The sequence below is a fragment of the Paenibacillus sp. PL91 genome, assembly GCF_012935325.2.
In the GTDB taxonomy this organism is placed as follows: domain Bacteria; phylum Bacillota; class Bacilli; order Paenibacillales; family Paenibacillaceae; genus Pristimantibacillus.
Window position 1 is genome coordinate 250573 of the sequence record NZ_JABBYG020000007.1, and the last position, 21875, is coordinate 272447.

Consider the following 21875-nt stretch of genomic DNA (forward strand, 5'->3'; position numbering starts at 1 on the left):
AATTGACGGAGGCGATCGTGTGGAAAACTACGCCAATAATTATGTCGTCGTGGCTATTTTTATCGGGCTTGGCATTTTGCTTCCAGTCGTTGCATTGACTGTAGGAAGGCTGCTTAGACCGAATAAGCCGACAGAACTGAAGCAAACCACCTATGAAAGCGGCAATGAGCCGGTAGGTGAGGGACAGGTCCGTTTTAACATCCGCTACTATTTGTTTGCGCTAATGTTTGTCATCTTTGATGTGGAAACCGTTTTCTTATATCCGTGGGCCGTCGCATACAATAAGCTCGGCTTATTTGTGCTAATCGAAATGTTGATTTTTGCGGGAATGCTGTTTATTGGTCTTCTATATGCCTGGAAAAAGAAGGTGCTGAAATGGAATTCAGTTTAGAGTCGATTTCGATAGAGGAACGCAAAGAGCTAGAACGCAACGTATTTATGGGAACGCTAGAGCAATTGAAAGCATGGGCCAGAAGCAATTCATTATGGCCGCTGACGTTCGGGCTGGCATGCTGTGCCATCGAAATGATGGGTACGGGCGCATCCCATTATGATTTGGATCGCTTCGGTGTCATGTTCCGAACCTCGCCGCGCCAATCGGACGTTATGATCGTGGCCGGAACGGTCACCAAGAAGATGGGTCCGCTCCTTAGGAGGCTGTACGATCAGATGCCGGAGCCGAAATGGGTTATCGCGATGGGCTCATGCGCAACCGCTGGCGGGCCATATATTAAATCATACTCGGTGATTAAAGGCGTCGATCAAATCGTGCCTGTTGATGTGTATATTCCTGGTTGTCCGCCTAATCCGGCTGCGCTTATCTATGGCATTAATAAGCTGCAGGAGAAGATCCGCTACGAGGCGAAAACCGGGAAGCGGGTGACCGGTCGATGAGCGAGGAGCCAAACAACAACGAAGAGAAATCGAAGGTTGATTCGCCGCCTGTTGACGCAGAGCGGGAGGCAAAGCTGAAGGCAGCGGCTGAGGCGCGTGCAGCAAGGGCTGCGGCGAAGGAGAAAGCGGATGCGGAGGCAGCGGAAGCCGCACCGGAAGTGCCCAAGCCGCCGTCTCCACGGCTGCCTGAGCTGGATGCAATCGTAGCGCTATTGAAGCAAGGGGTCTCAGAAGCAGCGGTCGAGGATGCATATGTGAATGAATTGAATGGCGATATGCCGATGATTATCGTCAGCAATTCACATTGGCGCGAGGCAGCACGGCTGCTAAAGGAGCATGAACAGCTGCAGTTCAATTATTTGCGCAATGTGTCCGGCATTGATTATGAAACGCACATGGAAGTCGTTTATCATATGGTCTCGCTTGGCAGTACGAGAGAGGTTGCCATTAAGATTAAGGCAGACCGCGATGCAGCAGCCGTATATTCCGCGACACCGGTATGGGCGACTGCGAATTGGAACGAACGCGAAATCTACGATCTGCTTGGCGTCGATTTTCCCGGACATCCCGATTTGCGGCGCATTATGATGCCCGATGATTGGGTGGGGCATCCGCTGCGCAAAGATTATGAACCGTTAGACTCGGAGGTGTAGGCAGCCCTTGATCCGTACAGAAGAACTGCTCTTGAATGTTGGTCCACAGCACCCAAGCACACATGGCGTCTTCCGAATTATCGTTAAGCTTGACGGAGAAGTCATTACCGAGGCGACGCCTGTTATGGGCTACTTGCATCGGGGCACCGAGAAGATCGCGGAGAACTTGAATTTCACGCAAATCATTCCTTATACGGATCGCATGGATTATGTCTCGGCGATGACAAACAATTATGTGCTCGTGCATGCGGTCGAGACGATGATGGGGCTTGAGGTTCCGCAGCGGGCGGAATATCTTCGGCTGATCGTCATGGAGCTGCAGCGCGTAGCAAGCCACCTTGTCTGGTGGGGAACTTACCTGCTTGATATCGGCGCCATGAGCCCTTTTCTGTACGCCTTCCGCGACAGGGAAATCATTATCGACTTGTTCAACGAGCTGTGCGGCGCAAGACTAACCTATAACTATATGAGAGTCGGCGGCGTGAAGTGGGATGCTCCTCCAGGCTGGATGGATAAGGTACGCGACTTTATTCCGTATATGGAAAATAAGCTGCAGGAATACGATAAGCTGGTCAGCGGCAATGAAATTTTTCTTGCCCGCATTAAAGGGATCGGACAATACGATGCTGCTACAGCAATTGATTACGGCTTAACGGGTGCTAATTTGCGCTGCACGGGAGTAGATTTCGATATTCGCAAGGCAGAGCCCTACAGCTTGTATAGCCAGTTTGAATTCGATGTTCCGGTAGGCACTACAGGCGATTGCTATGACCGCTATCGCATTCGGCTGGAGGAGATCCGCCAAAGCCTGCGCATTTTGAAGCAGGCGCTGGAGCAGTTTCCAAGTGATGGAGTGACGATGGGCAAGGTGCCGCGCGCTATTCGGCCGCCCGCGGGCGAGGTTTACGTGCGAATTGAATCGCCGCGCGGCGAGATCGGCTGCCATATCGTATCCAAAGGCAAAGCCGAGCCGTACCGGCTCAAGTTTCGGCGGCCTTCTTTCGTCAATTTGCAAATACTGCCGAAGCTGCTCGTAGGAGAAACGATGACGAATCTCATTACTATACTGGGCGGCATCGATATTGTCGTCGGGGAGGTCGATTGCTGATGCAGTCATGGCTTAACCAATCGCTTACGTGGGGAAACGCGCTTGTGCTGTTCCTTTGGGCGGTAGTTTTTCTATTCATCGTGCTTGGCTTCGTAACGTATGCCATTTATTTCGAACGCAAGGTGATCGGCTGGATGCAGCTGCGCATCGGACCCAATCGAGTTGGCCCGTTTGGGCTGCTGCAGACGGTGGCAGATATTTTTAAATTGCTCATTAAGGAAGATACGATTCCGCGCAAGGCAGACCGGATGTTGTTCATTATCGCGCCAGCACTGGCTTACATTCCGGCTTTCTCCGTATTGGCCGTTCTCCCTTATACACAAAATCTTTATTTTGCAGATTTGAATGTCGGCCTACTCTATTATGTAGCGTTGTCGGGCATCTCGACGCTCGCTATCGTACTTGGCGGATGGGCTTCCAATAATAAGTACGCCCTCCTTGGGGGTATGCGCTCGGCTGCGCAGATGATAAGCTATGAGGTACCGCTTGTTATTTCGGTAGTTGGCGTTATATTGCTCAGCGGCAGCCTGAATTTACGCGATATTGTAGCCGCGCAGGATGGCGGCTGGTTTTGGGACTGGAATTTCCTGCCTCAAATCATCGGGTTTATCATATTTATTATTGCGGCTGTCTCCGAGCTCAATCGCACGCCCTTCGATCTGCCGGAGGCGGAATCGGAGCTTGTCGCAGGCTACCATGTCGAATACAGCGGCTTCCGTTTCGCATTTTTTATGCTTTCGGAATATGTGTACGTTTATGCGATTGCAGCATTAACGACTGTGCTGTTTCTTGGCGGCTGGCACGCGCCGGCGCCATTTCTTGATTTTGTGCCAGGCATCATCTGGTTTCTGCTCAAATTTGCGTTCATCGTGTTTTTCTTATTTTGGATACGCGCCACACTGCCGCGCATTCGCGTAGACCAGCTCATGGGTCTGGGCTGGAAGGTGCTGCTGCCGATCTCGCTGCTCAACGTATTTCTGACGGCTGTGTATTTGGAGCTATTTATTAAGAACTAGCTAAGGGGAGATGGAAATGAAAGGAATGCTGCAGGGACTAGGCGTTACGCTCAAATCGATGACGGCTCCAAAAGTGACCACTTCCTATCCTGACGTGCCCTTTGTTATGCCGGATCGATTCCGTGGAATCCAGCACTTTATTCCGGATCTATGCATCGTTTGCAATCAATGCGCGCGCATATGCCCGACGGATTGCATAACGCTGACGGGCAAGCCTAACCCGGATCCCGAGAAAAAAGGAAAAGTGATCGACACCTTCGATATTAACTTTGAAATATGCATATTATGCGATCTGTGCACCGAGGTTTGTCCGACTGAAGCGATCGTGATGTCTAACCATTTTGAGCTGGCAACCTTCAGCCGTGATGATTTGTTTAAGGATGCGCAGTGGCTCACGGACAATAATACGCTCACCCGGCAGGATAATAACAATATCGGAGCGCCGGCCAAAGGGGGCAGCAAATAGTTGTTCAATATAGCATTTACAGGAGAGTTCGTCGCCTTTTTCATCTTCTCGGCGATTATGATATGCGGGGCTGTTCTGATGATCAGCTTGGAGAAAGTCGTTCATATGGTTATTTCCATGGCGGCTGTATTTATTGGTTTAGCAGGCATGTTTGTACTGCTTGAAGCGGAGTTCGTTGCTTTCGTCCAGGTGCTGATCTATGCCGGCGCGGTTTCGATTTTGATGATTTTCGGCATTATGATGACGAAACACCAGGCAGGAGAGCGCGAGCCTGTGAAGCCGCTGCACGAGACGCTTGCGGCAGTCGGCGCTCTGAGCTTGTTCGGCATATTGTTTTATGCGATCCGTACGACGACTTTCCCGGAGCCGCAGCCTTTCCAAGCGGCCGAAGACAATACGATGGCGATCGGAGAGCTCTTATATACGGGCTATGTGATACCGTTTGAGCTGCTCTCGGTGCTTCTTACGGTTGCTTTTATTGGAGCGATCGTGCTTGCCAAAAAGGAGGCGGATTGATTACATGCTTCCATCCTATTTAACAATGGCGGCGATTCTGTTCTGTATCGGGCTTTATGGCGCCTTGGTGAAAAGAAACGCAGTCGTCGTTCTGCTGTCGCTCGAGCTTATGCTGAACGCAGTCAATTTGAATTTGGTCGCCTTCTCGAAATACGGCGTCGTTCCGTCGCTGACGGGCCAAATCTTCTCATTGTTTACGATTACGGTCGCCGCAGCTGAAGCGGCTATAGGAGTTGCTATTTTGATTGCGTTGTTCCGATTGCGCGGAACGGTTAATGTCGACGAATTTGACAAAATGAGGAGGTAGCGCGGCAAATGGATATGTACTCACAGGCGGCATGGTTAATTCCGCTGTTCCCGCTGGCAGCATTCCTCGTTTTGACAGCGCTCGGCCGCAGCTATCGGCGAGCGGGCGTGTTGATCGGCACAATCGGCTCGTTAGCTGCTTTCGCCCTATCCTTATTTATCATCATTGATCGGCTGGGCGCTAATGAGGTCGATTACAACTATTCCTTCGATTGGATCGTGATCGGAGAATATACGCTCCGCATCGGGTTTGAGGTAACGAATCTGACTGCGTTAATGCTTGTGGTCGTCACGCTGGTAAGCTTGCTTGTCAATGTTTACTCGGCCGGTTACATGAAGGGTGACGAACGAATTACTGTATTTTACGGTTATGTCGCCCTGTTCACATTTTCTATGCTAGGGCTTGTATTGTCCGATAATTTATTATCGCTTTATATTTTCTGGGAGTTGGTAGGCGTATGCTCGTTCCTTCTGATTGGCTTTTGGTTTACGCTGCCGAAGGCGCGTGCCGCAGCCAAGAAGGCATTTATCGTGACGCGGATCGGGGATGCGGGCCTGCTGCTCGCGATTCTGCTGCTGTTCTGGTATATGCCGGATCATGCGCTTGATTTCAACACGATTCAAAGCGTATTCGACGGACAATCAGGCGCCATTACGAACGGGATTACGACGCTAATTGCCTTGTTGATTTTCCTCGGCGCCGTCGGCAAATCGGGTCAGTTTCCGCTCCACGTCTGGCTGCCGGATGCGATGGAAGGCCCAACGCCGATCAGTGCGCTTATCCATGCGGCTACAATGGTTGCAGCAGGCGTCTTTCTCATCGCGCGTACGTACGACATCTTTCAGGACTCGGCTGCCGCAATGGAAACAGTCGCTTACGTGGGCGGCTTTACGGCTCTATTTGCAGCGACGATCGCACTGGTGCAGAAGGATATCAAACGAATTTTAGCTTACTCAACAGTCAGCCAGCTAGGCTATATGATGATGGCGCTTGGTCTCGGCTCCTTAACGGGCGGGATCTTTCATTTGTTCACGCACGCTTTCTTCAAAGCGCTGCTATTCCTTGGGGCAGGCAGCATCATTCATGCGGTACATACGCAAAACATCAATGAAATGGGCGGTCTAGGCTCGAAAATGCGAGTGACGGCATGGACCTTCGGCATAGGTGCTTTGGCGCTCGCGGGCATTCCGCCGCTATCGGGCTTCTGGTCCAAGGACTTGATTTTGTCGGTTGCCTGGGAGACTAATCCGCTGCTATTCATCGCTGGCTTGGCAGCAGCCTTCTGTACGGCGCTCTACATGTCGCGTTTGTTCTTTCTTGTATTTGCCGGCAAACCGAGTGCAGCATCTGCCAGCGCGCATGAAGCGCCTTTCTCCATGACGCTGCCGCTGATCGTGCTGGCTTTGCTGGCTATCGTGTCCGGCTTTGTCGAGACGCCATGGAATGGCTGGTTCGGGACGTGGATCTATGATGGAAGCGTAGAGCCGCATGAAAGCGGCGTTGCTATTGTCGCATCGATTGCCGTTGGTTTGCTTGGCATTTATATCGGATGGCTCGTATATGGGAAGAGAAGCGTCAGCAGAGCGACTTTTCAAGAGCGAGCGCCATGGCTCTATAGGCTGCTTGAACGCAGTTATTACGTTGATGAGCTGTATGCGTTAATAGTTGTAAAGCCGCTGAAGCTGCTAGGCTCGATATTGCTCGCCTTTGACACTTATGTCATTGCCGGAATCGTTCGTCTGGCAGGCGCAGCAGCAAGCTCAGGCGGAAGAGCGGCAGCACGGCTGCAGAACGGTCAGGTGCAAACCTATGGATTAGCTGCCGTAATCGGCTTCGTCATCATCGTGCTTGCAATAGTCGGAAGGAGGTTCCTGCCATGAGCATCCTGAATGACCTCCCCATATTGTCGATTATTTTGTTGTCGCCTCTGCTTGGCGTGCTCGTCCTCAGCTTGCTGCCGAAGCATCGAAGCAACTGGATGAAGACGGCTGTTGTCGTAACGACGCTAGTCCCGCTTCTTCTGTCTTTTTGGCTTTATGTCGATTACGACAAGCAGCAGGGCGGAGCGGCATTCGATGAGCAGCATAGCTGGGCGATGATTCCGCTTAATAAGGAAGCGCAAACCAGCGTTTCTGAGTTTACGTTCCAATTGCAATACGCGCTTGGCATAGATGGGCTGTCGCTTCCACTGTTGCTGCTGACGACGCTAGTTACGGCGATGGCCGCGCTGGCAGCCGTTCACGTAAAAAAACGATGGAAGTCATTTTTTATATGGTTTCTGCTGCTCGAGACCGGCATGCTTGGCGTGTTCCTTGCCCGCGATCTGTTTTTGTTTTTTGTTTTCTTCGAGATTACGCTTATTGCCATGTATTTTTTAATCGGAATATGGGGCTACTTCAATCGCGAGCGTGCCGCTAACCAATTTTTGATCTATAACGGCATTGGCTCAGCCATCATGCTGTTTGCTTTTGTTCTGCTTGTGAGTACGGCAGGCTTCCGTATTGATCAGATCGGCGATCAGGTAAACTTCATTTATAGCGGCAGCTATTCGGATATTTTCCGCAACATGGCTGATCCCGCCGCATGGGTGAATATGACGCCCGAGCAGCTCGGTACGATCAATCCTTTCCAAATGACGGATACGATGCAGTGGGTTTTGTTTGCGATGCTGCTGGTTGCCTTCGGAATTAAGCTGCCGATTTTTCCATTCCATACGTGGATGCTGAAGGTGCATGCGGAAGCTCCGCCTTCGATCGTCATGATTCATTCCGGCATCCTGCTGAAAATGGGCGCCTACGGCTTGCTGCGGTTCGGGCTGCTGCTCTTTCCGGAGCAGGCTCGCGATTTTGCAATCCCGTTAGCGGTGCTTGGCGTAATCAATATTTTGTACGGGGCGCTGCTTGCCTTCAGGCAGCAGGAGCTTAAGCTCGTGCTCGCTTACTCCTCGATTAGCCATATGGGCATCGTATTGCTCGGCCTTGCTGCCTTTAATGAAATCGGCTTGCAAGGGGCGGTGTTTCAGCTTGTATCGCATGGGCTTATATCCGCGCTGCTGTTTTTAATCGTTGGCAGCATTTATGAGCGAACGGGCACGACCGAGCTGGCTGAGCTAGGCGGCTTGGCGCGCTCTATGCCGTTTATAAGCGGTGTATTGCTGACTGCGGGGCTTGCATCGCTAGGGTTGCCGGGCTTATCGGGCTTTATTGGCGAGTTTCTATCGCTGCTTGGGCTGTTCGAATCGCTGCGCTGGCTGACCGCGGCCGCTGTGCTTGGCGTTATTTTGACCGCAGTCTACGTTCTTCGTGCCGTGCTTAAGATTACATTCGGCCCGCAGCCGGAAAAGTTTGGCGCACTTAAGGATGCGAGGCTGATCGAAGCGGTTCCGATGATCGTGCTGCTTGCGTTTATTGTGCTCCTTGGCTGCTATCCATCCATTCTTACGGATACGGTACAGCATAGCGTTGAAGGGCTGTTCAAACCATTACTTGCAACAAGGGCGGGGGGTTAGACCATGTACGAAGGCGTTTCATTCATACCACTGACATGGACGGATACGTTCTACCTTGCCCCGGAATTTTCGCTTGCAGCCGCTTTTTTGCTATTGATCGTACTGGATTTGCTACTGCCTAAGCGCGTGAGCAGACTTGCGATTGGCTGGTTGTCGCTTGCAGGCATACTTGTATCGCTGCTATTCGTTGTGCTGAGGATGCTGGACATGAACGCTGGAGGAGCATCTGCTGAAGCCATCCAGCTGCTCGGCAACAGCTATCGAATCGATGATTTCTCCAGCCTGCTGAAAATCGTGTTTTTGACGGGGACGGCGCTTATCTTGCTGCTGGCGCTCGGATCGGCGCGGGAAGAGGAAGCGATAACGGAGAAGGCGGAATATTTCTATCTGCTGCTTCCTGCTCTTATTGGCGCAATGATGATGGCTTCCTCGGGCAATTTGGTGACGCTGTACATCGGACTGGAGCTGCTAAGTTTAACGAGCTATGTGCTTGTGGGCATGAAGCGCAAATCGTTGTTGTCTGCAGAGGCTGCGTTCAAGTATGTGGTGACGGGCGGCATTTCCTCCGCAATGGTACTGTTTGGGATGTCGTACATATACGGAATTACGGGCTCGGTTGATCTTGGCGCTATCGCAGAGGCTTTGCCGCGTGCTTTGAACGACTTTAAGGCGCTTGCCTATGTAGGCTTCTTCTTCATGATAGCTGGCTTCGGCATTAAAATTGCAGCAGCGCCGTTTCACGCATGGGCACCGGATGTGTATCAAGGGGCCCCAACTCCGGTAGCTGCCTTCCTAGCGGTTATCGCCAAGGGAGCAGCTCTTGCAGCTATTTTTAGAATCATATACAGCACCACGCTGATCCAAGTAATGGGCGAGGGAGCCGAAGTATTCCAAGATATTTTCTTTACGCTGCTGGTGCTGGCCGCGGCAGCGATGCTTGTCGGAACGTTGACGGCGCTTAGGCAGAAGAATGCAAAGCGGCTGCTCGCCTTGTCAGGCGTGGCTAACGCCGGCTATATGCTTGTGCCGATTGGCATTTCGATAACTGTCGTCCATAGCAGCAATTTCTCGGAGTTTGTTTATTATCTAATCGCTTACTTGTTTATGACGATAGGGGCATTCGCGGTGCTTACGGTCGTAAGCAGAGCCTCCGGGCATGAGGAGCTTAAGGGCTTTGCGGGCATGTACTATCGGGCGCCTTGGACGGCTGTCGCGATGGTTATCCTCGTATTGTCGCTTGCAGGCTTGCCGGTATCGGGCGGATTTTTTGGCAAGCTGTTTATCCTGCTTGGAGCAGCAAGCGCCAAGGCGTATTGGCTGGTCGCTATAATGGTTCTCAGCAGCGTCATCTCCTATTACTTCTACTTCGGCATCATACGCCAAATGTTCATGCGGAGCGGGAATGACGAGAGCGAGATTCGCATTTCAGACGGAACGGGAATTGTGATATGGATATGCGTAGCGGCAACGATTGCGCTAGGCTTATTCCCTGGACCGCTAATGGAGTGGATCGATGCTGTGTTCTCCATCAAAGCGGATTTGATGGTTGGATACGCACGCTAGTTCATAAGCGGAGAAAGCAAGGTGAAGCTCTCTTGAAGACGTAAAGTTTTCGGAGGAGGGTGGTTGCCTTGCTTTTTTTTTATGGGGATTGGGTGGTGTTGGAGTGTACATGACATGTACTTGCACGTGCACGCTGACATTGTGGCTGTAGGATGGGGAGGTGTGGAGTAGATGAAGGCTTGTAATGCTGTTGTAGGTAGGATAAGTGGGGGAGTAGATGAAGGTTTGTAAGGTTGTTGTAGATAGGATGAGTGGGGCTAAGTTTGTAATGCTGATATATATAGGTTGAGTTGGCGAGTAAGTGAATACTAATCTCTAGCCTCTAAGAGGTACGTTGTAGAAAATACAGCAGAAAGCTGTTATCGGCTGCGCTTGTTTCAGTGATATGCCATGTGGGTAAGGAGCAGCAGGGGAGTAAAGATTCATATCCATAGTATTGGAGATGCGGAGAGCTGCTGAGTGCTTTGTTTATTCTAGTTCAAAGTAACCGGGAAATCATCGTATTGCGTCGGGAAACCGTATTTCGTACATACGAAGCGGCAGACTTATAGGTCTTTTGTCCTTTTGTCTGCTTCAAACAAGGGAAATGATGACTCCAAAGAGAAATGATAGGGATAGTATTTTCGATTTGAAAGTGGGAACAAACTATAACCGTTCCGATACGAAAAGGCGAATATGATGATTAATCGAATAGCATCAAGACCAGCACGAAAGTCGCAAATGGATTGCGATCATGCAATGAATGCAGGCATGTCATCTGCGATAAAAAATAATAAAGCGCGCCCGCACAAACGGGCTGCCGCGAAGGGCACGCTCGCCACGCGCATGCTCCTGCGCCGCGCGCTGCTCGCGCTCTTGCTCGCGAGCGTCACCCTCGGGGGCATAGCCCCCGCAGGGCTCGCTCCCGCCGCAGCCAGCGCGGCTGCTGACGCCGCCGGCGCAGGCGAAGAGCAGCCGCAAAGCTGGCTGCTCAAATGGCGTGACCCCGCGCTAGCGCATATACCGCGCGGGACAGAGGTGCTGCGCCGCCAGAATGAGGCGGCGGTCATGCTCGTACGTCCGTCAGACGCTCGCGCGGACGTGCAGGAGTGGCTGCGCCGGCTGCAAGGCTTGCCGGGCGTGGAATATGTGCACCCGAATTATCGGGTGCACGCCTTGTCTTTGCCTGCCGGCGAGGCTGAAGCCGATGCGTCGGCAGCTGCTGAGCCAGCTACGAAGCCTCTGGCTTCCTCTCAAGCGGAGCCTACGCAAGAGGCAGAAGAAGCATCGCCCTCGCCGTCAGCGAAGCTTGCGGGAGCAGCGACGGCTGTTACGCTGCCAGCCAATGACCCGTTGCTGCCTAAGCAGCGTTATCTCAATCAGATCGGCGCCCAAAAAGCGTGGGAGACCATTCGCGAGCAGCAGCAGCTAACGATTGCGATCGTCGATACGGGCGTCGATTTGGACCATCCGGATTTGAAGGATAATCTCGTACCCGGTGCCAATTTGGTAAGCCCGGGCAAGCCGCCGGATGATGATAACGGTCACGGAACAAGCGTGGCTGGGGTCATTGCAGCAGCAGGGAATAATGGCATAGGAGTATCAGGCATCATCTGGAAAGCGAAAATAATGCCGATCAAGGCGCTCGATCACAGCGGCGACGGTACGGAGCAGGAGCTTGGCGATGCGATTTTGTATGCAGTTCGCAGCGGCGCCAGCATCGTCGTGCTCTCGGTAGGTTTGCATCGCTACTCCCCCTATATGCTCGATATCGTGCAGTATGCAGAAAGCAAAAACGTGCTGCTCGTTGCAGCGGCAGGAAATGACGGAGTCTCTCTGGGCCAGAAGGCGGAGGTTAAATACCCGGCAGCTTATCCGACTGTTCTCGCCGTTGGAGGCGTTAAATCCGACAATACTGTAGATGCCCGCTCCAATCGGGGCACGGAGCTTGATTTGGTCGCACCTTGGAATGTTTTTACGACCTCAATCGGCGGACTATATAAGCCGGAAGAGGGTACGTCCATGGCTGCTCCGCAGGTTGCTGCGGCAGCCGCGCTCATTTGGGCGCGCTATAAGGACCTAAAGCCCTACCAAATCCGCACGCTGCTTCTTCAAACAGCTAAGGATATCGGAACACCCGGTGCTGACCGCACATCAGGCTATGGCGTGCTGCAAATCGATCAAGCGGTTAGCGCTGCCTTACAGCAGGATGTCTTCGAGCCTAACGATACTTTTTCGACGGCAGCTCGATTTCCGCTTAACTCGAACATATCAGCAATGCTGAAAGGGACGGCCGATCACGATTGGTATCGAATTGATGCGCCGTATGACGGGACGTTGACCATTCGTTATGAAGGACTAGTAGCTAGCGGAAAGATCGTGCCTCCTGTTCGGCTTACCCATTACACGAATGGCGTGGCGCAGAGCGTGAGCGATACGAAGCTAGCGAGCAGATCTATTGACATTGAGGTCAAAAAAGGTCCGCAGCTTATTCAGTTGGAGCTAATCAATCAGAGTAGCGATGATGAACTGCCCTATCTGCTTACGTCGACTTTCACCATAAAGCAGGACGAATACGAAAAAAACGATAAATCCTACGAGGCATCTACGCTTCAGCCGAGGTCCCAATCGATAACGGGTAATTTTCATCAGACCGCCGATCGGGATTGGTTTGCCGTTACCTTTACGCAAAGCGGGAAGCTAAGCCTCGTGCTCAGCACGAATACGGCGCGTATTGATCCTGGGCTTGCCTTGCAAAGAGCTGGCCAGCAGTTGCTCGTGTATGACGATGAAGGAGAAGGGGAAACGGAGCAATCACCAGTCATAACTGTGACTCCCGGCAAATATTATATTCGTGTTCATAATGCGATCTCCTCGGAAGCTAGTCCGGCTATAGGCATCTATACGCTCAAGATGATTTATACGCCTAAATATGACGATCCGAATGAACCAAACGATAAATCGTATGAGGCTTTCATGATTAATCCAGGTACGGAGTACCTTGGGGTGATCGGCAGCTACTCTGACGCGGATTGGTTTCAATACCGGATTTCGAAAGCAAGCATCGTCAGCATGACCGTAAACGGTTCTCCGCTCGATATCGATTTGAGCCTTCAAGTGTTTGATAAGCGCATGAAATCACTGGCATCTGGCCACACCGGAACAAGCGGGAAGCTTCATACAAAAGAGCTGCAGCTGCAGCCGGGCTTGTATTATGTGAAGCTGACGGCAGACGCACCCTTTGACAAGCAGTATTATCGGTTGAAAATAAAGTCAGAGGAGCTGGTAGCCGGATTCCGCGATATTAAAGAGCATTGGGCGCAAAATGAAATTATTACTTTAAACAAACGGGGTATCATAAATGGTACGGGCGACAAGCGTTTTGAGCCAAAACGTGCAATTACACGGGCTGAGGCGGTAGCGATGGTCGTCAAAGCTTATAAGCCGATCTCGCCTGGCACAGCGAAAGCGAAAAGTTTTAAAGATGTAAAGTCGAGTCACTGGGCAAATGGAGCTATAGCAAGCGCGGTCAAGCAGGGCTGGATAAAAGGGTTCCCGGATGATTCCTTTAGGCCGGATCAGCCGATTACGCGTGCGGAGATGGCGTTAATAATCGGCTATGCCGACAGCGTTCAGCCGCGGCTGCCTACCTTCGATCCGTTCGAGGATGTCGCCAAATCGCATTGGTCGGCTCCCATGCTGTTTGCGATGAGGCTGAATGGTCAAATTGAAGGTATGGAGTCCAATCTTTATAAGCCGAAGCAGCAGGCAAGCAGGGCTGAATTCACTGTGCTTTTGCACCGCGTCATGTCCTAATATTTGCATAGAACATTTTTGCTTCGAATACCGTTTGTAATGTAAATAAGCAGTGAAGCCAGGGAGGCAACATGAACGTCGACAACGAGCTCTACAATGACATGCAAACCTATACGGGCATGACCGGTTTGTTTTCAATTGTCATTGTCATACTCAGCATTATATTTGTTTGGTTCGTGCTTCAGGAGGTAAAGTGGGAAACTTTTTTTCGATTTCCGCGGAGTCCGAAAGCGCGTTTGTTCCAAGTCATCGTAGCCATTATTATGGGCCATTTATTAGCCAAATTTATTTTGGAATACTGGGGTTATACCGTGCTTCTCAAAAGCTTTGTCGAATAACAAAAGCGAAATATGTCAACAATGGGTAATACATGACGGTCTCAAAAAGCAACTGGCTTACGAATAGGTATTAATTAGGACCTAATTGTGGAATGGAAATGGGCTTGCTTTCGAAAAAAAGCGCCGTTTCCAGTGGAAAAAGTCATAAATTGCCGACGGAAGCGTATGCAAAAAGTAGTAATAATTTAACGCTTGTCGATTTGTGTAATTGAGTGATAAGATGAAGTTTGGGTAAAGTGAGCTATTCCAGATTATTCACGAATAGGAAATAGAAATTGCAGTTCGCGGAGGGAACCAAAAGATGACCAAAATTATCGTCCGCGGAGGCCAGCGTTTAAAGGGTACGGTCCGTGTTAGCGGAGCAAAAAATGCAGTACTCCCCATTTTAGCGGCCTCATTATTGGCGACCGAAGGAGACAGCGTCATCTGTGACGTACCCCTCCTCGACGACGTTATGACGATTCAGAAAGTGCTGGCCTCTTTGGGCGCACAATTAACTTATAACAATGAAACGATGCGCATTACAGCGCAAGCGATTACGTCTTTCGAGGCACCTTATGAGCTTATTCGTAAAATGCGGGCTTCTTTTCTTGTCATGGGGCCTCTTTTGGGCCGTATAGGCAAGGTTAGAATTTCGCTGCCAGGCGGCTGCGCGATCGGCACTCGTCCAATTGACCAGCATTTGAAGGGCTTTGAGGCGATGGGCGCAGAAATTACGCTTGGGCAAGGCTTCATTGAAGCAAGTACGAAGACACGGCTAAAAGGCGCGAAGATTTACCTAGATGTAGCAAGCGTAGGCGCAACGGAAAATATTATGATGGCTGCTGCTTTGGCTGAGGGAACAACTATTCTTGAAAATGCAGCCAAAGAACCCGAAATCGTTGATTTGGCCAACTACATCAATGCCATGGGCGGTAAAGTTCGCGGCGCAGGCACGGGCGTGATCCGTATCGAGGGCGTGGACAAAATGTTTGGCGCAGCGCATAATGTCATTCCTGATCGCGTTGAAGCAGGCACGTACATGATCGCTGCAGCCATTACGGGCGGAGACGTATTCGTTGAAGGAGCTATTGCTGATCATTTGACGCCGGTCATTTCTAAGCTTCAGGAAATGGGCGTAGAAATTACTGAGAGCGACAATGGCATACGCGTGCAATCCAGTTCCGTACTGAAATCGGTTGACGTCAAAACGTTGCCGCATCCGGGCTTCCCAACCGATATGCAATCTCAAATGATGGCGCTTCTGCTCGTATCCGAAGGAACGAGCGTTGTAACGGAAACGGTGTTCGAGAATCGTTTCATGCACGTCGAGGAATTCCAAAAAATGAACGCTCAAATTAAGGTGGATGGACGCACGGCAATCGTTAGCGGTGGCCTGCCACTTACAGGAGCGAAAGTATGTGCAACCGATTTGAGAGCTGGAGCAGCACTTATTTGTGCAGCGTTGCGCGCAGACGGCGAGACGGAAGTAACGGGTCTGCATCACGTGGATCGCGGTTATGTCAATATTACAGGCAAGCTTGCAGCGCTGGGTGCTGATATCCATCGTGTTGAGCAAGAAGCTGCCGCTGCAACGGCTTCGTCAAGCAAACATACAACTGCTGGGCATGTTATCGCTCCGGCCCGGGATATCGCTTCTGTAGTAGCGATTTCCGCATCGTCTGATGGTGAATCGGCTGCTTCCTACAAGCGTGAGAAAGAAGTTGCCGTTCTCAAAATACAGCCGACCTGGGCATAACGTACTTAATTTTAATGAAGAAGCTGTTTCAAATAAGCCGATCAGGGCTTATCTGAAACAGCTTCTTTTCGTTGGAATCTTAAAAGAAATAGTTGACTTAGTAATCGTGAATGAAGTATGAATATAGCTTCGAGTTAGCTATAATAAGTGGGACTACTGCAAGATGCAAAGGGGCGGCCATGGCAACGATACACGATGTGGCAAAATTAGCGAACGTATCCGTAACGACGGTTTCGCGCGTTTTAAATAATCGCGGTTATATTAGCGAAGCGACTAGAACCAAAGTTTATAAGACAATGGAGGAGCTCAATTACCAGCCTAACGAAATTGCTAGATCCCTCCTCAGAAAGCAATCCAACGTAATCGGGCTGATCATCCCTAGCGTTGCTCATCCGTTTTTTAGCGAGCTAGCGAATCATGTGGAAAACTACGCTTATGAGCTGGGCTTCAAAATGCTGCTTTGCAATTCCCAACTGGATAAGGTGAAGGAGAAGGATTACATCGAGATGCTCAAGCGAAACCGCGTTGACGGCATCATTATGGGGAGCCATACCCTTCAGGTGGAGGAGTACAAAAACCTGAGCTCTCCGATCGTAACCATTGACCGTCAAATCAGCGGCGAAATTCCTTATATCTCATCTGATAATTATACGGGAGGGAGACTTGCTGCAGAGCTGCTGGTGAATAAGGGCTGCAAAAAGATTGCGCATATCTGCGGCAATCTGGAGCTGCAGCTGCTGGCAAACGAGCGAACGTTGGCTTTTCAATCCATGATGACGGCGCATGGGATAGAGCACCTGATTATTCAGACGGACATGAACGTATTTGACCAAGTGCAGTATGAACAGATTATCCATCGGCTGTTCCAGGAACATCCCGATCTAGACGGCGTTTTTGCTACAAGCGATATTATCGCCGCGTATGCGGTTAAGGAATGCGCAGCTGCCGGCAAACGTATTCCCGAAGATATAAAGATCATTGGGTATGATGATATTAACGCGGCGAGATGGATGACGCCGGAGATCACCACCATTAAGCAGCCGATTGCGGAAATCGGTAAAATGGCGGTAGATTTAATTGTTAAGCAAATGAACGAAGAGCCCTTCGAGGCTCAAAATATTTTGCCAATATCGCTGGTTGAGCGAGCGACTACATAGATGGAAATAACGAAAAATCCCTTGTCATACAAGGGATTTTCTTTTGTCCGAAAATAATGTCAATCGTTTGACATGTCAAACGATTGACATACAAGAATGCCGAATATATAATACGTTATGAAAGCGGTTTACATCATTCGGTAAGTCGTATATATCACAAGAATCGGGGGCAATGAAATGAAATCGTGGAAGTGGGTACAAGCACTAGCTATGTCACTTATCGTCGCAATGGCTGTTTCGGCATGTGGCGGGTCCGGTAACTCCGGTAACTCCGGTAACTCCGGTAACTCCGGTAACGCTGGATCAACAAATGAAGGCTCTGACGTAGAGATAACGCTGCTTAACTCTAAGGGCGAAATTCAAGCCCAGCTGGAAGAAGCGGCAAAAGCATTTAAAGAAGATAACCCTAAAATCACACTTGAAATTATACCGGTACCGGCTGGGCAGTCTCCTTTTGAGAAGGCCTCAGCCCTCTACGCTTCGGGTAATCCGGCTACGATTACGATGCTCGATACGGGAGACGTTGAGAAATTCAAGGATCGTATTCTTGATCTTAGCGGCGAGAAATGGATGGCGGATGCCGTTGACCGCAGTACGGCGCTTACGACGTTCGATGGCAAAAACTACGCTTTCCCGCTAGCAATCGAAGGTTATGGCTTTATTTATAACAAAGCGGTTGTAGATCAAGCGGTAGGCGGGACATTTGATCCAGCAACGATCAACACGACAAGCGCGCTGGAAGATCTGTTCAAAAAAATCGAGGCATCAGGCAAAGCGCCGCTTATCATCTCTCCAATGGATTGGTCGCTGGGCGCGCACTACCTTCCGCTTGCTTACGCGGGCCAATCGGCTGACACCGAAGCGGTTGCGAAGTTCGTAGAGGACCTGAAGGCAGGAAAGGCTGATTTGGCCAGCAACGCCGTATTCAATGGCTTGATCGATACGTTTGACGTCATGGCAAAATACAATATCGACAAGGCTTCCCCTTTGTCCGGTACGTATGAGAGAGGTCCAGAGGTGCTGGGCAAAGGCGAAGTAGGCATCTGGTTCCAAGGAAACTGGGCTTGGCCGCAAATCAGCAGCTTCGATACAGCAAGCGGACAATACGGCTTCCTGCCTGTGCCAGTAAGCAATAATGCGGATGATTTTGGCAATACCCAAATTTCTTCTGCCGTTTCGAAACGTTTGGTGCTTGATAAGGAAAAAAATTCGGCCGAGCAGCAAGCGGCAGCCAAAGCGTTTTTGGAATGGATGGTCTACAGCGAGAAGGGACAAGATTTCCTAGTAAACAAAGCGAATATTATCCCAGCTTTCAAGAACATTACGCTTGAAGCCAAGGACCCGCTTGCGAAGTCGATTTCGGAGCATATCGCAAAAGGCAAAACAGAGGATTCGATGAGCACGCTGCCTGCAGACCACTGGGCAAAGCTTGGCGCATCGATGCAAAAATATTTGGCAGGTGCGGCTGACCGTGCTGTCCTAACGAAAGAAATCGAAGAATATTGGAAGACGGTTAAGTAATCCTTTATAGCTGGCTATTGGCTTACCCCGTATGCAACGGGGTGAGCCGTTTACTCTTATACGCAACATTTTCACAAACCATGCATGAATGCGAGGGATCAAGATGATAACGGAAAAAGGGCTGTGGAATCGCTTGCGACTGCGGCTGCTGTTTACCGGACCTACTTTGTTTGCTTTTCTTGCCGTAATGATTATTCCTTTCCTTTATGGCATCTATTTGACCTTTACGAATTGGGATGGCATTTCGACGACGAGCAGTCTGGTCGGGTTTAGCAATTACGTATCGGTATTTAAGGATGCTGTTTTTTGGAAATCATTTATGTTGACGTTAAAATATGTTTTCATTTCCGTGGGCCTTATTAATGTGGTCGCTTTCCTGCTAGCTTATATATTATCGAGAGGCTTAAAGGGACAAAGCCTTTTCCGGGCAGGCTTCTTTATTCCGAATCTGGTAGGCGGGATCGTACTCGGCTTTGTATGGCAATTTATTTTTTCCAATGTAATGGTGTACTTAGGAAAAGAATGGGGCATTCCGCTGTTCAGCGCTTCATGGCTCGCTGATCCGAATAAAGCTTTCTGGTCAATGATTATCGTCACAGTATGGCAATATGCAGGTTACATGATGGTTATTTATGTAGCCGGACTAATGAATGTGCCTAAAGATATTTTAGAGGCAGCCAGCATCGATGGCGCAAGCCTATGGACCAAAATGCGCAAAATGATTTTGCCGCTTATGGTTCCCTCTTTTATCGTTTGTATCTTTCTGTCGCTGCAAAGATGCTTTATGGTGTATGACCTGAACCTTTCATTAACGAAAGGCGGCCCGTTCAAAAGCACGGAAATGGTATCTATGCACGTGTACGAGAAGGCATTCCTGTCGAGAGATTACGGAGTAGGCCAAGCGGAAGCTTTCGTTCTGTTCCTGCTCGTGGCTACGATCACGATAGCTCAGGTTTATTTTAGCAAGAAGCTGGAGGTAGAGGCGTGATGGAAAATAAAAACGGTACGCTGGCATGGACGAAGTTCATCGCCCTCTTCATTGGCTTATTGCTGTTTGTATTTCCTTTCCTGATGCTGCTGGTCAATTCCTTTAAAGAAAACAAGGCAATTACATCAAGTCCGCTTTCATTACCGGACCGCTTTAGCTTTGCAAACTACACCAACGCTTTCGGCAAAATGGAATATGTCTCAGCGTTTACGAACTCGGTAGTCATAACGGTGCTTAGCGTCACTCTTATTTCTTTTTTAGCAGCTATGACGGCACATTATTTTGTAAGAAATCAATCGAAGCTGAATCAATATACCTTTTTCTTAATGGTTGCGGCTATGATCATTCCGTTCCAGGCCATTATGATCCCTCTCGTCAAAATCTACGGCTCCATCGGCTTTTTGAATAGCAAATGGGCGCTTATCTATATGTATATCGGATTTGGAAGTCCGCTAGCGGTGTTCATTTATCACGGGTTTGTAAAGAGCATTCCTGCTGAGCTGGAAGAAGCGGCGCTTATCGATGGCTGTACGCGAACGCAAACGTTTTTTCGAATTGTTTTTCCAGTGCTGACTCCGACTACGGTTACGATTGCAATCTTAAACGTATTATGGATTTGGAATGATTTCTTATTGCCATCTCTCGTATTGATTTCGCCGAACGAGCGGACGCTGCCGTTGTCGACCTTCTATTTCTTCGGGACGTACACGGTTGATTACGGGCCGCTTATGGCGGGTCTTATGCTGACCATATTGCCTGTGCTGGTCGTTTACTTATTCGCGCAGAAATATATTATTCAAGGGGTTATGCAGGGCTCGATTAAATAATAAGTAAGGGTTGGATGCTTTATTTTGTACACGAGAGAAAATGCCGACAAATTTGTTGCCGATCGCAAATATTTATTGAAAGAGGAATACCGGTTAACCTTCCATTTAATGAGCGAGTTCGGCTGGATGAATGATCCGAACGGCTTTATTTACTATAACGGTGAATTCCATATGTTCTATCAATATTATCCGTATCAGCCGGTATGGGGCCCTATGCACTGGGGACATGTGGTGAGCGAGGACCTGATGAAGTGGAAGCATCTTCCGGTAGCTCTTGCGCCGGACCAAGATTACGACCGCGACGGCTGCTTCTCAGGCAGCGCTTTTGAGCGAGACGGCAAGCTGCATTTGATGTATACCGGGCATCTAGTGACGGGTCCAGATAGGGACAACGAATACTGCCAAAATCAGAATATCGCCGTTTCCGAAGACGGAATCCGATTTGAAAAGCTGACGAGTAATCCTGTCATCGGTCCGGAGCAAATACCGCCAGGTCTAAGCGAGAAGGATTTTAGAGACCCGAAGGTATTCGAGCGCGACGGTGTCTATTATGTGGTGCTGGGCTCCAATGATGGGCAAGGCCACGGGCTTATTTTATTATATCGTTCCGAGGATCTTATTCATTGGAGCTTTGTTGGCGAAATTGCCCGCAGCGATGGACGGCTTGGCGACAATTGGGAATGCCCGGATCTGTTTGAGCTGGGTGGACGCGATGTGCTAATCATGTCGCCGCAGCGCATGCCGGCGCAAGGGGATGACTATCAAAATTTGCACTCCACTACCTATATGATCGGACGTTTGGATATTGGGCAAGGAAGCTTCCATTATGAGCGGTACGAGCCGGTTGATTGCGGCTTTGATTTCTATGCCCCGCAGACGACGGTCGATGCAAAAGGCAGACGAATCGTTATGGGCTGGATGGAGACGTGGGAGACGGAGATTCCGACACAGCTCGGCCATTATTGGGCTGGGGCGATGACCATGCCTCGCGAGGTTATTTTGGACGGGGAAGCACTGTTGTTTAAACCGCTGGAAGAAACGGTTGCTTATCGGCATAACGCCTATGAGGCAAGCGATATAAGGTTAGCTGGCATCAAAGATATGCAAGTAAGCGGAGACTGCTACGAGCTTGAGGTTGTATTCCAGGCTGACCAAGCCGAGGAGTTTGGTCTAAGGCTGAGGGTGAGCGGCGAGGAAGAGACGGTGCTATCCTACAGGCAGGCAGAAAGCCAGTTCCGGTTTAATCGTGATCTTTCGGGAATCGGCCTGGGGGGCGAGCGTAGAACGAAGGTAGAGCTAAAGGATGGTTTGCTAGCTCTGCGCGTATTCGTGGATAAATCGTCTGTCGAGGTGTTTATTCAGGGCGGCGAGAAGGTCATGAGCGGACGAATTTACCCAGGTGCCGATTCGCTAGGCATTCAAGCGTATGCCGACGGCTTATGTTCTATGGTATCCTTTAAAAAATGGGATATAAAGTAGG

General features: G+C 50.0%; 19 protein-coding genes. All 19 read left to right on the top strand.

Going from position 1 to position 21875, the window contains the following annotated elements:
• The first annotated feature begins 19 nt into the window (after positions 1-19).
• The 19 genes from HI950_RS18125 (at position 20) to HI950_RS18215 (ending at position 21874) form a co-directional block, all read left to right on the top strand.
• Positions 20-391 carry an NADH-quinone oxidoreductase subunit A gene (locus HI950_RS18125; protein WP_169084753.1) on the top strand — a complete coding sequence of 124 codons (372 nt, stop codon included), beginning with the start codon at positions 20-22 and terminating at the stop codon, positions 389-391.
• Positions 376-894 (top strand): NuoB/complex I 20 kDa subunit family protein, encoded by a 519-nt coding sequence (locus tag HI950_RS18130; RefSeq protein ID WP_169084508.1) that lies wholly within the window; start codon positions 376-378, stop codon positions 892-894. Before HI950_RS18125 ends, HI950_RS18130 begins: the two co-directional genes overlap by 16 nt.
• Entirely contained in the window at positions 891-1547 is a 657-nt protein-coding gene (locus HI950_RS18135) for an NADH-quinone oxidoreductase subunit C (protein ID WP_169084510.1), read from the top strand. Before HI950_RS18130 ends, HI950_RS18135 begins: the two co-directional genes overlap by 4 nt.
• A 7-nt stretch (positions 1548-1554) precedes the next feature.
• On the top strand, positions 1555-2655 hold the full coding sequence (locus HI950_RS18140; protein WP_169084512.1) for an NADH-quinone oxidoreductase subunit D: 1101 nt from the start codon (positions 1555-1557) through the stop codon (positions 2653-2655).
• Positions 2655-3671 (top strand): NADH-quinone oxidoreductase subunit NuoH, encoded by a 1017-nt coding sequence (gene nuoH, locus HI950_RS18145; RefSeq protein ID WP_169084514.1) that lies wholly within the window; start codon positions 2655-2657, stop codon positions 3669-3671. Before HI950_RS18140 ends, nuoH begins: the two co-directional genes overlap by 1 nt.
• A gap of 16 nt (positions 3672-3687) precedes the next feature.
• A complete protein-coding gene (nuoI, locus tag HI950_RS18150) occupies positions 3688-4137 on the top strand; it encodes an NADH-quinone oxidoreductase subunit NuoI (RefSeq protein ID WP_169084516.1) in 450 nt (149 codons plus the stop codon).
• A complete protein-coding gene (locus tag HI950_RS18155) occupies positions 4138-4653 on the top strand; it encodes an NADH-quinone oxidoreductase subunit J (protein ID WP_169084518.1) in 516 nt (171 codons plus the stop codon).
• Between the two features lie 4 nt (positions 4654-4657).
• Positions 4658-4960: an NADH-quinone oxidoreductase subunit NuoK gene (nuoK, locus tag HI950_RS18160; protein WP_053373773.1), complete on the top strand. Its 303-nt coding sequence runs from the start codon at positions 4658-4660 to the stop codon at positions 4958-4960.
• A gap of 8 nt (positions 4961-4968) precedes the next feature.
• Complete coding sequence (gene nuoL, locus HI950_RS18165) at positions 4969-6840, top strand: NADH-quinone oxidoreductase subunit L (RefSeq protein ID WP_169084520.1); 1872 nt, start codon at positions 4969-4971, stop codon at positions 6838-6840.
• Entirely contained in the window at positions 6837-8468 is a 1632-nt protein-coding gene (locus HI950_RS18170) for a complex I subunit 4 family protein (protein WP_191296928.1), read from the top strand. Before nuoL ends, HI950_RS18170 begins: the two co-directional genes overlap by 4 nt.
• 3 nt (positions 8469-8471) lie before the next feature.
• A complete protein-coding gene (locus HI950_RS18175; protein WP_169084522.1) occupies positions 8472-10031 on the top strand; it encodes an NADH-quinone oxidoreductase subunit N in 1560 nt (519 codons plus the stop codon).
• Positions 10032-10706: 675 nt separating this feature from the next.
• Positions 10707-13826 (top strand): S8 family peptidase, encoded by a 3120-nt coding sequence (locus HI950_RS18180; RefSeq protein WP_223285349.1) that lies wholly within the window; start codon positions 10707-10709, stop codon positions 13824-13826.
• Positions 13827-13897: 71 nt separating this feature from the next.
• A complete protein-coding gene (locus HI950_RS18185; RefSeq protein ID WP_169084524.1) occupies positions 13898-14164 on the top strand; it encodes a DUF1146 family protein in 267 nt (88 codons plus the stop codon).
• Positions 14165-14465: 301 nt separating this feature from the next.
• Positions 14466-15902 carry a UDP-N-acetylglucosamine 1-carboxyvinyltransferase gene (gene murA, locus HI950_RS18190; protein ID WP_169084526.1) on the top strand — a complete coding sequence of 479 codons (1437 nt, stop codon included), beginning with the start codon at positions 14466-14468 and terminating at the stop codon, positions 15900-15902.
• 179 nt (positions 15903-16081) lie between these two features.
• Positions 16082-17059, top strand: coding sequence for a LacI family DNA-binding transcriptional regulator (locus tag HI950_RS18195; protein ID WP_169084528.1), 978 nt, complete (start codon positions 16082-16084; stop codon positions 17057-17059).
• Between the two features lie 177 nt (positions 17060-17236).
• A complete protein-coding gene (locus HI950_RS18200; RefSeq protein ID WP_169084530.1) occupies positions 17237-18580 on the top strand; it encodes an ABC transporter substrate-binding protein in 1344 nt (447 codons plus the stop codon).
• Positions 18581-18683: 103 nt separating this feature from the next.
• Positions 18684-19568, top strand: a complete 885-nt coding sequence (locus tag HI950_RS18205; RefSeq protein WP_169084532.1) for a carbohydrate ABC transporter permease — start codon at positions 18684-18686, stop codon at positions 19566-19568.
• Positions 19568-20395, top strand: coding sequence for a carbohydrate ABC transporter permease (locus HI950_RS18210; protein WP_169084761.1), 828 nt, complete (start codon positions 19568-19570; stop codon positions 20393-20395). Before HI950_RS18205 ends, HI950_RS18210 begins: the two co-directional genes overlap by 1 nt.
• A 24-nt stretch (positions 20396-20419) precedes the next feature.
• Positions 20420-21874: a glycoside hydrolase family 32 protein gene (locus tag HI950_RS18215; RefSeq protein ID WP_169084534.1), complete on the top strand. Its 1455-nt coding sequence runs from the start codon at positions 20420-20422 to the stop codon at positions 21872-21874.
• The last annotated feature ends 1 nt before the right edge of the window (position 21875 follow it).